The sequence below is a fragment of the Pelagimonas varians genome (assembly GCF_003208435.1).
Taxonomy (GTDB): domain Bacteria; phylum Pseudomonadota; class Alphaproteobacteria; order Rhodobacterales; family Rhodobacteraceae; genus Pelagimonas; species Pelagimonas varians.
This window is the reverse complement of the sequence record NZ_QKMF01000017.1, coordinates 14,601-28,236: the sequence shown is the minus strand read 5'-3', so window position 1 is coordinate 28,236 and position 13,636 is coordinate 14,601. Positions and strand designations below refer to the sequence as shown.

At 58.9% G+C, this 13,636-nt stretch carries 11 protein-coding genes; 3 read left to right on the top strand and 8 right to left on the bottom strand.

Translation table 11 applies throughout. From position 1 onward, the window contains the following. Positions 1-287 precede the first annotated feature (287 nt). Positions 288-1,469 carry a replication initiation protein gene (locus tag C8N36_RS18595; RefSeq protein WP_097806314.1) on the top strand — a complete coding sequence of 394 codons (1,182 nt, stop codon included), beginning with the start codon at positions 288-290 and terminating at the stop codon, positions 1,467-1,469. 57 nt (positions 1,470-1,526) lie between these two features. Here the strand turns inward: C8N36_RS18595 and ilvD are convergent, their stop codons facing one another. The 3 genes from ilvD to C8N36_RS18580 form a co-directional block, all read right to left on the bottom strand. Then, positions 1,527-3,362: a dihydroxy-acid dehydratase gene (gene ilvD, locus C8N36_RS18590; RefSeq protein WP_097806315.1), complete on the bottom strand. Its 1,836-nt coding sequence runs from the start codon at positions 3,360-3,362 to the stop codon at positions 1,527-1,529. Positions 3,363-3,556: 194 nt separating this feature from the next. Further along, positions 3,557-4,027: a rhodanese-like domain-containing protein gene (locus tag C8N36_RS18585; RefSeq protein ID WP_097806316.1), complete on the bottom strand. Its 471-nt coding sequence runs from the start codon at positions 4,025-4,027 to the stop codon at positions 3,557-3,559. A gap of 36 nt (positions 4,028-4,063) precedes the next feature. Next, entirely contained in the window at positions 4,064-4,264 is a 201-nt protein-coding gene (locus C8N36_RS18580; RefSeq protein WP_097806317.1) for a heavy-metal-associated domain-containing protein, read from the bottom strand. Positions 4,265-4,429: 165 nt separating this feature from the next. On the opposite strand from C8N36_RS18580, the gene C8N36_RS18575 reads away from it, so the two are divergent. Together C8N36_RS18575 and cueR are read left to right on the top strand one after the other, a co-directional pair. Then, the gene (locus C8N36_RS18575) at positions 4,430-6,910 is read left to right on the top strand and encodes a heavy metal translocating P-type ATPase (protein WP_425451803.1); all 2,481 of its coding nucleotides are present in this window, start codon (positions 4,430-4,432) and stop codon (positions 6,908-6,910) included. Continuing rightward, positions 6,907-7,305, top strand: a complete 399-nt coding sequence (gene cueR / locus C8N36_RS18570) for a Cu(I)-responsive transcriptional regulator (protein WP_097806318.1) — start codon at positions 6,907-6,909, stop codon at positions 7,303-7,305. Before C8N36_RS18575 ends, cueR begins: the two co-directional genes overlap by 4 nt. A 64-nt stretch (positions 7,306-7,369) precedes the next feature. Here cueR and C8N36_RS18565 read toward each other — a convergent pair whose 3' ends face one another. The 5 genes from C8N36_RS18565 to C8N36_RS18545 all read right to left on the bottom strand — a co-directional run bounded on the left by C8N36_RS18565 (position 7,370) and on the right by C8N36_RS18545 (position 13,580). Further along, the gene (locus C8N36_RS18565) at positions 7,370-7,951 is read right to left on the bottom strand and encodes a c-type cytochrome (protein WP_097806319.1); all 582 of its coding nucleotides are present in this window, start codon (positions 7,949-7,951) and stop codon (positions 7,370-7,372) included. Beyond that, positions 7,948-9,207: a PQQ-dependent sugar dehydrogenase gene (locus C8N36_RS18560; protein WP_097806320.1), complete on the bottom strand. Its 1,260-nt coding sequence runs from the start codon at positions 9,205-9,207 to the stop codon at positions 7,948-7,950. The genes C8N36_RS18565 and C8N36_RS18560 overlap by 4 nt, the downstream gene beginning before the upstream one ends. Positions 9,208-9,373: 166 nt before the next feature. Then, positions 9,374-11,269 carry a sigma-54-dependent Fis family transcriptional regulator gene (locus C8N36_RS18555; protein ID WP_097806321.1) on the bottom strand — a complete coding sequence of 632 codons (1,896 nt, stop codon included), beginning with the start codon at positions 11,267-11,269 and terminating at the stop codon, positions 9,374-9,376. A gap of 206 nt (positions 11,270-11,475) precedes the next feature. Further along, positions 11,476-13,047 carry a GMC family oxidoreductase gene (locus C8N36_RS18550; protein ID WP_097806322.1) on the bottom strand — a complete coding sequence of 524 codons (1,572 nt, stop codon included), beginning with the start codon at positions 13,045-13,047 and terminating at the stop codon, positions 11,476-11,478. A 14-nt stretch (positions 13,048-13,061) separates the two neighbouring features. Next, entirely contained in the window at positions 13,062-13,580 is a 519-nt protein-coding gene (locus C8N36_RS18545; protein ID WP_097806323.1) for a Twin-arginine translocation pathway signal, read from the bottom strand. Between the last annotated feature and the right edge of the window lie 56 nt (positions 13,581-13,636).

The following is a 13,636-nucleotide window of genomic DNA, read 5'->3' as shown; positions in this document are numbered from 1 at the left end:
CCGAATGCAGGACCAATGGAACCTGAATTCGGGACAAAGGGCCCCGATTCGCGGGGGAGGCGGTACCAAAGCGCGGGAGAGCCTATTCCAAGCTGTTCTAGCCCTGATCTGGCCGCGTTCGAGCGGTGTTTGGCCTGATCGCGTGTGGTATGCCTCCTGTATTTGGGTTCCTTTCGCGACAAGGGGACCCATATACAGGGGGCCGTTCGCTGCATTAAAGGAACCTGCACACATCTTGTTCCAAGGTCCCTTAAATGCCATAATGGTGAAAAAATAACGAGCAGCTGATGGACCCGATTCCCAAGGATAACTTAACCGGTGCCCTGCGCCGTGACAGCGTTAAAAAGAACGTCGCCGCGATTCACGTGTCGGGAAAGCTGTCGCTGCTGCAACGCAAGCTGAGCAATGTGCTGTTGCTGAACGCCTATGACACACTGGTCACGCAGGGCAGTCACCGGATTGATGCGCGCACGCTGTGCCTGATGATCGGCTATAATTCCAACGACACCGAAACGCTGAAAACCGCGTTGCGCGGGCTGGCCGAAACCGTGGCGGAATGGGATATGCTGGACGACAAGGGGCGGCAGGAATGGGGCGTCTCGGCGCTGCTGAGCTTTGCCAAACTTAGCGACGGGATTTGCGAATATGCCTATTCTCCGGCGCTGGCGGAAAAGCTGCATGACCCCAAGGTGTTTGCGCTGATCAATCTGAACATCCAGCGGCAGTTTACTGGCGGCCACGCATTGGCGCTGTATGAAAACTGCTTTCGGTTTGTGAACACCGGCAGCACCGGATGGTGGGATCTGGATGTGTTCCGGCGGCTGATGGGCGTCGACGGGTCCGACTATTACAAAAGCTACAAACAGCTGAACGCCAAGATCATCAAACCGGCGGTGGCAGAGGTCAACAAGGTCAGCGATATTCTGGTCGAGCCGGAGGTGCGCAAGATGGGCCGCGCCGTCAGCGGCATCCGGTTCAAGATCAAGCGCAACCCGCAACTGGCGATGATGAACATTGACGACGGGGCAGGGGTGCGGGGCGGGCTTGTCTATGGGCGGCTGCGCGATTTGGGGGTCAGTGACCGTCTGGCGCGGCAATGGATCAGCCAGCATGGCGAGGACCATGTGGCGCAAAAGATCGACTTTGTGGACGCCCAAGGCGGTGTCAAAAGTCCGGCCCGCTATCTGAGCGCCGCGCTGCGCGATGATTTTGGCAGCGACGGACCCCCCGAGGCCCCGCCGCGCGCCGAAGTGAGCGCACGGGCCGCCCGACTGAAGCGGGTGCAAGAGTTGGTTGCGGGGCGCTCTCCGACACAGCGTGATGCGGTCAAACGTTTGTTTTTAAACCAACTTGGCGCGTCGGGGCTGCGCAATGACTTTGAAAGCCATGGCTGGATGTCGGCGCTGAACGCCGAGGCGATATTTGCATTTTGGGAAGAATTGGAGCCGGGGGCCTTTGACGGGCTATAGCGCCGGATCGCAGATAGAAAAAGGGCCGCCCCTGTGCATCGGGCGGCCCTTTTTGGTTTACGGAAGGACGCGAACCGCGCCTTTGGCAGCGCTGCTGGCCAGCAGGCCGTAAGCCTTGAGCGCAGTCGAAACCTTGCGCTTGCGCGGCGCGGCTGGCTTCCAACCCGATGCCTCTTGCGCAGCGCGGCGCGTGGCCATTTCTTCGTCGGAGACAACCAGATTGATGGTGCGGTTCGGGATGTCGATTTCGATCTTGTCGCCGTCTTGTACCAAACCGATTGCGCCGCCTTCGGCGGCCTCTGGCGAGACGTGGCCAATCGACAGACCCGAGGTGCCGCCCGAGAAACGGCCATCGGTCAGCAGGGCGCAGTCTTTGCCAAGCCCTTTGGATTTCAGGTAGGACGTCGGGTAGAGCATTTCTTGCATGCCCGGACCGCCGCGCGGACCTTCGTAGCGGATGACAACAACATCGCCGGCTTTGACCTTGCCTGTCAGGATGTCGCTGACTGCGGCGTCCTGGCTTTCGCAGACATGGGCGGTGCCGGTGAATTTCAGGATCGAGGCATCGACGCCTGCGGTTTTCACAATGCAGCCGTCCAAAGCGATATTGCCGAACAGAACCGCAAGGCCGCCGTCTTGGCTAAAGGCGTGTTCCTTGGAGCGGATGACGCCGTTTTCGCGGTCTGTGTCCAGTTCCTTGTAGCGGTTGCTTTGGCTAAAGGCCTGTGTGGTGCGCACGCCGCCGGGGGCCGCGCGGAACAGGGTTTCTGCTTCGGGGTTGTTGGCGACTTTGATGTCCCATTTGGCGATAGCTTCGCCCAAGGTCGAGGAATGCACGGTTGGCACGTCAAGATGCAGCAGATTGGCGCGGGACAGTTCACCGAGGATCGAGAAGATGCCACCAGCGCGGTGGATGTCTTCCATGTGGACGTTTTCGGTGTTTGGCGCGACCTTGCACAGGCAAGGCACCTGACGGCTGAGGTCATCCATATGGCTCATGGTGAAATCAACTTCGCCTTCATGGGCGATGGCCAGCAGGTGCAACACGGTGTTGGTCGAGCCGCCCATGGCAATGTCGAGCGACATGGCGTTTTGGAAAGCTTCGAAGGAGGCGATTTCGCGCGGCAGCAGACCTGCCTCTTCGCCTTCGTAGTGGCGCTTGGTGATGTCGACGATCTTGCGACCTGCCTCAAGGAACAGGTTTTTGCGGTCCGAATGGGTAGCAAGGGTGGATCCGTTGCCCGGCAGGGCCAGACCAAGGGCTTCGGCCAAGCAGTTCATCGAATTCGCGGTAAACATGCCGGAACACGAGCCACAGGTCGGGCAGGCGTTTTCTTCGATGTGTTTTACTTGCTCGTCCGTGTAGGTTTCCGAGGCGGCTGCAACCATGGCGTCAACCAGATCGACTTTGTCCATGTCCAGATCGGCCATGTCGATTTTGCCCGCTTCCATCGGACCGCCAGAGACGAAAATCACCGGGATGTTCAGGCGCATGGCGGCCATCAACATGCCCGGCGTGATCTTGTCACAGTTGGAAATGCACACCATGGCATCGGCGCAGTGACCATTGACCATATATTCGACGCTATCTGCGATCACTTCGCGCGAGGGCAGCGAATAAAGCATGCCGTCATGGCCCATCGCAATGCCATCATCCACCGCAATGGTGTTGAATTCCTTGGCAACACCGCCTGCGGCCTCGACTTCGCGCGCTACCATCTGGCCAAGATCCTTCAGGTGGACGTGGCCGGGAACAAACTGGGTAAAGGAGTTCACGATCGCAATAATCGGTTTGCCAAAATCGGAATCGCCCATGCCGGTTGCGCGCCAAAGGCTGCGGGCTCCTGCCATGTTGCGGCCGTGGGTCGATGTTCTGGAACGATAGCGGGGCATGAACACTCTCTTTCTGGTGCAAGTTTTAACGCTGGCTGACTGCCTCTTTAGCAAAGAACAGAGATGAGGAAAGCCGCAAAGCCATTTTGGTGCGCTGTGGCGGGTAAAATACGCAGATTGTGCAGGATGTGAAACCAGAAAACGCGCGGTTCCCCGTGCTGGGCGGGCAGGGGGCCATCCGTCAAGTGAGGGGTTTAGGCGCGGAGCACATCAGGCAGGGCGGCCAGTGCTTCGGCCGCGGGGACAATCGGCAGACCCAATTTGAGCCAGCCGGGGCCAGCGGGCGAGCCCATCATGCCTTCGGAGACGTCAATGAACCCAGCAAAGGCGGATTGCCGCAAATACCCCAGCACGCCGCCGGTGCGGCCGCCGGTTGCGCAAATCAGCGCTACGGGGCGCCCTTGGGCCAGTTCTTGGGCAGCGAAGAGCCGTTTGCCAAAGCTCCTGTCATGCAGGTTCACCGGCCAAGCGCCTTTGGCCACGCCGGTTTCAGCCCATTCCGGCGGTGTGCGGATATCCAGCATGCGAATGTCACCCTTGGACAGGGCGGCGTAGCTGTCGGTTGCCGACCAGATATCGCTGGATTGGGCGGTGCTTTGCGTGGCCAGCGATTGAAACGGTACGGCGGCCAATAGCGCCATGATGTGGCGGCGGGTGAAAGTCATTGCTTGTGCTCCTACGGGCCATCAGCGCGGGTTGTTTTAGCGTGACGGCGTGTTTGGATAGCCTTCTGCGGTCAGGATACCGGCGATTTGCGCATCATCCAAGGTGCTGGTGATCTCAACCTTGCGGCCCGCCAGATCAAAGGTCAAAACGGCGGTTTTGTCTTGCGCCAGCGTGGCTTTTTCAATCGCGGCGGTGCAGTGGCCGCAGCTCATGTCAGGGACGTTGAAAGTGGTCATGGTGAAATCCTTTTGGCCCGTTTTCAGGTGTCTTAGTGGGGGTCGATTTGGATGTGGGGGTTCCAGTGGGGGAAGGTCAAGCCAAAGAAAAAGTTGCAGAAAACCTTTGGGTCTGGTCTTGACCTTCCCCTAACTGGAACCCCCAAGTCAAAGCCAGGATGATTCGTGGAGAAGACCGTGTCCGAAGCCCATTCAGTGACCCTTGCGGTCGAAGGTTTGAACTGTGCGTCCTGTGTCGGACGGGCAGAGCGCGCTTTGGCGGCGGTTGCAGGCGTGACGGATGTGGCGGTGAATTTGGCCAGTGAACGGGCGCAGGTCAGTTTTGAAAAGCCGGCCGATTTATCGGGGCTTGTCAGTGCGTTGACCGATGCCGGTTATCCGGCGCGGCAGGCCGAGGTGACGCTGAGCGTTGACAGCATGACCTGTGCCAGTTGCGTCGGGCGGGTCGAGCGCAAGCTGAAAGCCAGCGATGGCGTGTTGGATGCGCAGGTTAATCTGGCAACCGAAACCGCGACTGTGCGCTATGCCGAAGGGGCGACAACGCCAGCGGATCTGGCGCGCATTGCTACCGAATTGGGCTATCCGGCCAAAGTGAAGCAGGCCGAGGACACGGATGATTCCAGCCGCAAAGAGGCCGAGATTACCCGTCTTGGCCGCGCGACACTGCTGGCGGCGCTTTTGGCCTTGCCGGTGTTTGTGATTGAAATGGGCAGTCATGTGTTTGCGCCGATGCACGTCTGGGTGATGGAGACCATTGGCCATCAAAACAGCCTGATTTTGCAGTTTGTCCTGACAACGCTGGTGCTGTTTGGCCCCGGATTGCAGTTCTATACCAAGGGGTTTCCGCTGCTGTTCAAGGGCGCGCCGGATATGAACTCGCTGGTGGCGCTTGGCACATCTGCGGCCTACGGATTTTCGCTGGTGGCGACCTTTGCGCCCGACCTGCTGCCTGAGGGTACGGCGCATGTGTACTACGAAGCGGCGGCGGTGATTGTGGTGCTGATTTTGCTGGGCCGCTGGCTTGAGGCGCGGGCCAAGGGCCGGACGGGCGCGGCGATCCGCAAGCTGGTGGGGCTTGGGGCGAAAACCGCGCGGGTGGAACGCGGCGGCGCGGTTTTGGAACTGCCGATCGAGGAAATCGTAGTAGGTGATGTGGTGCACACCCGCCCGGGCGAGAAAATCGCGGTGGATGGTACGGTGATCAGCGGCGCGTCTTTTGTCGATGAAAGCATGATCAGCGGAGAACCTGTCCCCGCCCAAAAAACCGCCGGAGCCGATGTGGTCGGGGCCACGGTGAACGGCACCGGCGCACTGACGTTTCGCGCCACCAAGGTCGGGTCGGACACGATGCTGGCGCAGATCATCGCCATGGTCGAGCAGGCGCAGGGGGCGAAACTGCCGATCCAAGGGCTGGTGGACAAAATCACCGCGTGGTTTGTGCCTGCTGTCATGGGGCTGGCGGCGCTGACGGTTATGGTTTGGTTGGCGTTCGGGCCAGATCCGGCGCTAAGCTTTGCCTTGGTGTCGGGCGTTGCGGTTTTGATCATCGCGTGCCCCTGCGCCATGGGATTGGCGACGCCGACGTCGATCATGGTGGGCACAGGCCGCGCCGCCGAAATGGGCGTTCTGTTCCGCAAGGGGGATGCCTTGCAGATGTTGCAGGACACACGGGTGATCGCGTTGGACAAGACCGGTACATTGACCAAAGGCAGCCCCGAATTGACCGATTTTCTGGTGGCAGAGGGCTTTGACGCGGCAGAGGTGCTGCGGCTGGTGGCGGCGGTTGAGGCCAAGTCGGAACATCCGATTGCTTTGGCGATTTGCCGCGCGGCGGCGGAGCGGAGTTTGGGCGGCGCGGAAGTGGACGGGTTCACGTCAATCACCGGCTATGGGGTATCGGCACAGGTGGAAGGCCGCAGCGTTTTGATCGGTGCAGACCGGTTGATGACCCGCGAGGGCGTTGATTTGGGCGATTTGAAAGGGCAGGGGCAGGCTTTGGGGCGTAAGGGGCGCACGCCGCTTTATGCCGCGATTGACGGCAGGTTGGCAGCGGTGATTGCCGTGGCTGACCCGGTCAAGCCAACGTCCGCCGCAGCCATCAAAGCGCTGCAAGGGCTGGGCCTGAAAGTGGCGATGATCACGGGCGACAACCAAGGGACGGCGGATGCCATTGCACAAGAATTGGGCATCGACATTGTGGTGGCCGAAGTCTTGCCCGACGGCAAGGTTGCCGCGCTAGAGGATCTGCGCAGCCATGGAACGCTGGCCTTTGTCGGGGACGGGATCAACGATGCGCCTGCTTTGGCCTCGGCGGATGTGGGTATCGCGATCGGCACCGGCACCGATGTTGCGATTGAATCGGCGGATGTGGTTTTGATGTCGGGGGATCTGACGGCTGTGGTCAACGCCTTTGATATATCGGCCCTTACCATGCGCAATATCCGGCAAAACCTGTTTTGGGCTTTTGGCTATAACAGCTTGCTGATCCCTGTGGCTGCGGGTGCGCTTTACCCCGCCTTTGGGGTGCTTTTGTCGCCGGTTCTGGCGGCGGGGGCGATGGCGCTATCGAGCGTTTTTGTATTATCGAACGCGCTGCGATTGCGCTGGGTTGCGCCCGCAATGGGCAAACAGGAGCACGCGTTATGAACATCGGAGAAGTGGCCAAACGCACTGGATTGCCTGCAAAAACCATCCGCTATTACGAAGATATCGGGCTGGCGACTCCGATTCGTGACAGCAACGGCTATCGGGTGTTCCGAGAGGCGGATTTACACAAGCTGACGTTTTTGGGGCGCGCCCGCGGGCTGGGGTTCACCATCGTGGATTGCCGCGCCTTGCTGGCCCTGTACGAAGACGACAGCCGCGCCAGTTCCGAAGTCAAAGACATCACGCAAAAGCATCTGGCCGAGATCGAGGCGAAAATTTCGGATTTACAGGCGATGCACGCCACGCTGACCCATCTGTCCAAGGAATGCGCAGGGGATATGCGGCCCGATTGCCCGATTTTGCAAGGGCTGAGTGGCGATCAAGGTTCAGAGTGAGGGCAGGAGCCGACGCGCAATGAGGGAGAGACGATTTGCGCGCCGGAACCAGAGGTTTAAGGAGCTAGTCGACTGTTTCAACAGTGAAAAACGCGTCAGAATACCATTGGGCATAGGCGCGGATTTCATCATCGGTCAGGTCGGCGGCAACATCCGACATAATCTCGTGCTGCCGTTTGCCCAAGCGAAAGGCCTTGAGCTGGGTGTCGATATACATCACCGTTTCGCCTGCCAGATTGGGCGCGTCATCGATTTCGGCCAGACCGTTTACACCGTGACAACCTGAACAGGCGTCCGGTGCATTTTCAGGGTCAACGCCGGCTTTGAGGCCAGCGCTGGGGTGGTGCCCTGCGTACCATGCCGCGACATCGGCGATCGATTGATCATCCAGCCCCGAGGCCACAACCGACATCATTTCATGATAGCGGTCGCCATCGCGAAAGGCGGTCAGCTGGTGGACCAGATAGGCCTGTGGCTCTCCTCCGATATGGGGGGCGATGGGCAGTTTGGCCAAACCGTCGATGCCATGGCATGTGGAGCATTGGCGGGCCACTTTGCGGCCGTTGGCGCGATCCCCGACCAATTCGGCCGAGGCGATCTGGGCGGAGAAAACTCCGCCCAAGATCAAAAGTGTTGCTACCTTCATTTTGTTCCCTCGTAAGAGATACGGTAGAGAGCGCCGGCAAGGTCGTCAGAGACCAGCAAAGACCCGTCGCGCAGCATGGCAACATCAACCGGACGGCCAAGATATTCACCGTTTTCGTCGATCCAGCCTTCGGCAAAGGGTTCGATGCTGGCGTTACCGTCGGCGTCGATTGTTGTGACCATTACACGGGCACCAACCGGCGTTGTGCGGTTCCACGATCCGTGCTGCGCCGAGAAGATGGCATTCTGGTACTTTTCCGGGAACATATTGCCGGAATAGAAGGTCATGCCCAGATCGGCGGCATGGGCAACGGTGTTGACGGCTGGGAAGACGAGATCATCCGGCACTTCTTCGCCGGCGTATTCATTGGTGCGGGTGTCACCGCCGCCAAACCACGGGTGACCAAAGTTTTGGCCCATTTCGGTCTGGTGGTTGATTTCACCGGGTGGAATGTCGTCGCCCATTCCATCAGTCTGGTTGTCTGTGAACCACAATTCGCCGGTTTCAGGGTGGAAATCATGCCCAACCGAGTTGCGAATGCCATATGTGTACACTTCGCGTTCGCTGCCATCGAGGTTCATACGGATGATACCGCCGATTCCCGATTCTGCGTAAGCCTCAAGCTTTTCTTTGGGGGCAACATTGAACGGCTGACCAAGCGAGATGTAGATCTTGTTGTCGGGGCCGATTTTACACACACGGGCAGTGTGGTTGTAGCTTTCGTCTTCGGCGGGGATCAGATCGCCCTTGGCCACAAGATTGAAGGCCGCAACATCGGGGCTTTCATAGAAATATTCCGCCGCAGGGAAGAGCAAGACGCGGTTCTGCTCGGCGATGTAAAGGAAACCGTCCTTTGAAAAGCACGGACCATTGGGGATCGAAAAGGTGAGCGAGGGGGCGAAATCCTTGACCTCATCAGCGATGCGGTCCTTGTTGCGGTCGGTCACGGACCAGACTTTGTCTTTGCGGGTGCCGACAAAGGTCACGATGCCTTGCGAGCCAACGGCGATATGGCGGGCGTCTGGCACAACAGCATAGAGCTCGATCTTGAAACCGTCGGGCAGTGTGATTTTCTCAAGGGTCTTTTTGATCCCGTCAGCAAAGGTGCCGGTCTGTTCGATGTAGGTGAAATCGGTGGTGCCTGTGCTTTGGAAATTTGACAGCTTTTCAAGGTTGTCGGGCACGTCAGCGCCTTGGGCAAAGGCCGCGCCAGCGCAAAGCGCCGTTGCGGAGAGTGTGGAGAGTAGAGTTTTCACGGTGTTTCCTCCTCAGTCGTGAATAGTGTGCGGATTTGGCGGCGCGTTGCACAGCCCAATCGTGTCGCCGCAGCCAGAGGCCGGGCGGTGGTGGTGGGGTAAAACTTGGAAATTCGGGTCAGCGGGCGGATTGGCCGGCAATGCTGCGCCTTATTAGGGCGTTAGGTCATGTGGGCGGTCCGGTCTGTTTGTCGAGCGTATGTTTGTAGACGGTGTTGCGCGCGATCCCCAATTGGCGGGCGGCCAGACTGATATTCCCGTCGCAGTCACGCACGGTCTTGCGGATGCGGCGGCAGTTGGCTTCGCGGGTGACGTGACCCTTGCAAGACGGGCATGTCGCGGTGTCCTTGGACAAATGCGGAAGCAATTCCAGCACTTTAGCGGTATCGATCACCCCGCTGTTGTTGCGCCGGGACAGTTGGAAGATCAACCGGCGCATGGCGTAGAATGTCAGCGGATCGCCGATCTGGCGGATCAGATCAATGGCGTCGTCGCCAAAGCGGGCATTCGGGGAAAACTCTGCCAGAATGCTTTGCGCGACGGGCTTGAGATCCATGCGCTGGCTGAGCGGCGGAATGCAAAAGGAATGCCCCCAGAAATCGTCGAAGTCCGGACTGCCGTCACTGGCGATGCAGTCTTCGGTTCGGGCATGGCGTTCCGTGACGATCAAGGCCCAACGGCTGTGATCGTTTTGGTCGCGGGCCTTGCGATCAAGCTGTGCCAAAAGCCGTTTCACCACCGGCAAGGCGCGATTTCCCAGCCCTTCGATTCCGTCGAGGATCACCGTGACATTGCCGGCGGTGTCGAGCATGGAGCCGGTTTGCGGATTGCTGATCAACCCGTCATTGCCCAATACTTGCCCATGCAGCAGGAATTCCAAGGGGTTTTCCTGCGCGCTGGAGCAGTCAATTTCAATGCAGTGATCCATGTCGGGCAGGTGTGCATGAATGGCGCGGGCCGTTTCGCTAAGGCCGCTGCCAGATCGCCCACACACACGTACAGGCAGGCGGGCGGCTGCGGTTTCGGCGCTGATTTTGATTTGCTGGTTCAGGACATCATCCCCAGTGATCTGCGTTGTGGTCTTGGACGGGGCGGCGGGTTGCATATGGACGGCGGGCAGGCCGACGGACCGGCGCTGCTGCGGCGTGCGCAATCCGGTCATTTGGCCGCGTGTCAGCCGCACTTGTACAAAAACGTTTGATCCGCGCCGGTCACGCAGTTGGACGGTCGTACCCGACTGGATGCTTTCAAACACCCGATCGTAGCCGTTTTGAAACACGTCGCTAAAGCAGGGCGCAACAAGTGCGCTGATATCGGGCAGAATATCGCGGGCTTTGGCGGTTGCGCCGGTCATGCGCCCGTGTTGGTCAAAGGCCAGCAAACCGGCGCTTTGGGTGGCCAGATATTCGGGGCGCGGGTGGCACAGCACGATCAATTCATGCCGGTGGTCTTCGATAAACAACCGGTTAGAGATGTTCTGCGCGGCCAGCCCGACCAAGGATGTGGTGTGGCGTTCGCGATCCGACAGCGGCGATGTCACATCGAGTACACCAGCCAAGCTGCCATTGCTGCGAAAGATCGGCGCGGCAATGCAGGAAATCGTCTTGTTCGAGGCAAAGAAATGTTCGGATCCGGAGACAACAAACTGCTTGTACCGCTTGGCAACAAGCCCAAGGGCGTTTGTGCCGCGCAGGTCTTCGTCCCAGACGGATCCGGGAATGATGGCCTGCGCCATCTGCGAATCTTCGGCCTGCGTGTCGGTGAGAACATCCAAGACAACGCCATCTGCATCACCAAAGGCAATCAGGTAGTTGTGGCCAGCGACCTGACCGGACAGCAGCTCCATTTCGGGGCGGGCAAGGGACAGAAAACGTTCGTCGCGCTGCTTGCGCTGGTAGAAGCTTTCAAATGTCAGAACGCAATCGTCAGAAGCCAAAGTCGGATCAAGACCGCGGTCAAGGCAGCGCTGCCAACTGTCAGCGATTTCAGGCGTCAGCAGTGAATCCACCACAACGCCCTGATCGTCCAGCATTGGCCGTGCAAGATTGATCTCGGTCTTCATTTGGTCCTCCCGTCCCGAGCCCGATTAAATACAGCGTTCAGCCTTCATGCAACAATTGTGCATTTACTGTTCACTTTTGAGCACTGAACATGGGTGCGCGCCGGTATTTTCGGCGCAAAGTGGTGTAGCAATCGGGGGCTGGCAACGCATTTGGGGGGCGTTTCCGCCCCCCGCTTTGGGTTTTGTATTTTGCAGTCCATGCAGCGTTACAAAGTGCCGTTGACCATTTGGGCGGCGATGTGATCGGCTTGACGGATGGCCAGCGCCACAATTGTCAGGGTCGGATTTTCAGCAGCGCCGGTGGTGAATTGCGATCCGTCCGAGATGAACAGATTGGCAATATCGTGGGTTTGCCCGTGTTTGTTCACAACACCATCGCGGGCCTTTTCCGACATGCGGTTGGTTCCGAGGTTGTGGGTCGACGGATAGGGCGGTGTCGGGAAGACCCGCGTCGCGCCAACGGCTTCATAGACAGCCATACCTTGTTTATAGGCGTGATTGCGCATGGCGACATCATTGGGGTGATCGTCGAAATGCACATTCGGTGCGGGCAGGCCATACTGGTCTTTGAGATCGTGGTTAAGGGTGATGCGGTTGGTTTCTTGCGGCATATCTTCGCCAACAATCCACAATCCGGCCATGTTTTCATATCCGTCCAGTGCCGATGTGAATTCACGGCCCCAGCCACCCGGATCAAGGAAGGCCGCCATAAAGGGCAGACCCAGCGCCAGTGTTTCCAGCTCATAGCCGCCAACAAAGCCGCGGGATGGATCGTGGCGGGCCTCGTCTTGAATAATGCCGGCCATCGTGGTGCCGCGCCACATCTTCACCGGCTTGTCAAAGACCGCATAGACAGACCCTGTCATGTGACGCATGTAGTTGCGCCCAACCTGACCCGAGCTGTTGGCCAGCCCGTCAGGGAACATCGAGGACGCAGAATTGAGCAGCAGTCGGGGGCTTTCGATGGAATTGCCTGCAACGCAGATGATCCGCGCCTTTTGCAGGTGTTGGTTGCCATCGGCATCGGCATACAGAACGCCGGTGACCTTGCCGCTGTCATCATGTTCAATTTTGAGGACATGCGCCCGGTCACGGACCTCAAGGTTGCCAGTGGCTTCGCCGCGCGGAATGTCGGTATAGGCGGCAGACCATTTGGCCCCCCATTTACAGCCCTGAAAGCAAAACCCTGTCTGCTGGCAGGCCATGCGATCATCGTTTTCGGTGGAATTGATCGCCATGCGGCCGGTGTGGACTTCGGAATAGCCAAGCGCCTTGGCTCCGGCTTCGAAGACCTTGAAGTTGTTGTTGCCAGGCAGGCCGGTGCGGTCACCGGTTCGGGTCACACCCAGTTTGTTTTCCGCCTTGGTATAGTAGTCATCCATTTCGCGCGGATCGATGGGCCAGTCGAGCAGGTTGGCACCCTGAACGTCTCCGTAATTGGTTTTCGCTTTCCACTCATGGTCCTGAAAGCGCAGGGATGCGCCCGCCCAATGGGTTGTTGTGCCGCCAACCGCCTTGACGATCCATGCAGGCAGGCCCGAGAAATCGTCGGCCACGCGCCAGTCGCCGGATGTGGAACGGGCGTCAAGCCAAGCCAGTTGGCCGAAACTTTCCCATTCGTCGTTGATGTAGTCTTCGGGCAGATAGCGCCCGCCTGCTTCCAGCGCGACAACGCTGATGCCCTTTTGGGCCAGTTCATTCGCCAGAACGCCGCCACCGGCGCCGGTTCCAATAATGACGACAACGCTGTCGTCGGTCAGTTCAAATGGTGCAGCCATTGTTCAGCCCTCCCTCAGATCCAGTTGATGTCGTCAAAACCGCGGTCGATGTAACCGCCCTTGGAAAAGCTTTCGCCCTCGTAGCCAAACAGCGGCCAGACCGCTTTTTGATTGTAGAGACCGGTCACCAATCCACCGCGCACGGTTTGGAAAAACGGGCTGTTTTCCATGCCGCGCAGGATATCAACGCGGTCGCGTTCCCACTGGGTGTCGATGTAGCTGCCAAAGCCCTTGCCGGTTGCGGCGGCGTTGAGGGCTGCGATGCCTGCCTCGATTGCGTCTTTGGCGTCTTCGCTGTCATAGGCTTTGACGGCGGCGGCATAGAATTCATCAGCCAGATGGTCATGCGGATAAATATCGCGGGCCATCTGGATGAGGGTCGCCATGGTTTTGGGCTGCAGGTGCTCAACTTCCATCGCCCAAGCGGCATCGCTGTCGGCGACATAGCCGGCCCCGACAACAAAGGCACCGCCTGCGGCGACGCTGCGCAATAGCAGCTCGCGGCGTGTGAGGGTTGATTTTTTCTGTGGCATTGGTCTGATCTCCTCCCAAAGTTCAGTGTGTTTTGTGGTGGCGTTTACTTGTAGCG

Bases quoted from the DNA above. Each gene is read 5' to 3' on its own strand.
- C8N36_RS18595 (WP_097806314.1), top strand. From the start codon at position 288: ATGGACCCGATTCCCAAGGATAACTTAACCGGTGCCCTGCGCCGTGAC.
- ilvD (WP_097806315.1), bottom strand. From the start codon at position 3,362: ATGCCCCGCTATCGTTCCAGAACATCGACCCACGGCCGCAACATGGCA.
- C8N36_RS18585 (WP_097806316.1), bottom strand. From the start codon at position 4,027: ATGACTTTCACCCGCCGCCACATCATGGCGCTATTGGCCGCCGTACCG.
- C8N36_RS18580 (WP_097806317.1), bottom strand. From the start codon at position 4,264: ATGACCACTTTCAACGTCCCTGACATGAGCTGCGGCCACTGCACCGCC.
- cueR (WP_097806318.1), top strand. From the start codon at position 6,907: ATGAACATCGGAGAAGTGGCCAAACGCACTGGATTGCCTGCAAAAACC.
- C8N36_RS18565 (WP_097806319.1), bottom strand. From the start codon at position 7,951: ATGAAGGTAGCAACACTTTTGATCTTGGGCGGAGTTTTCTCCGCCCAG.
- C8N36_RS18555 (WP_097806321.1), bottom strand. From the start codon at position 11,269: ATGAAGACCGAGATCAATCTTGCACGGCCAATGCTGGACGATCAGGGC.
- C8N36_RS18550 (WP_097806322.1), bottom strand. From the start codon at position 13,047: ATGGCTGCACCATTTGAACTGACCGACGACAGCGTTGTCGTCATTATT.
- C8N36_RS18545 (WP_097806323.1), bottom strand. From the start codon at position 13,580: ATGCCACAGAAAAAATCAACCCTCACACGCCGCGAGCTGCTATTGCGC.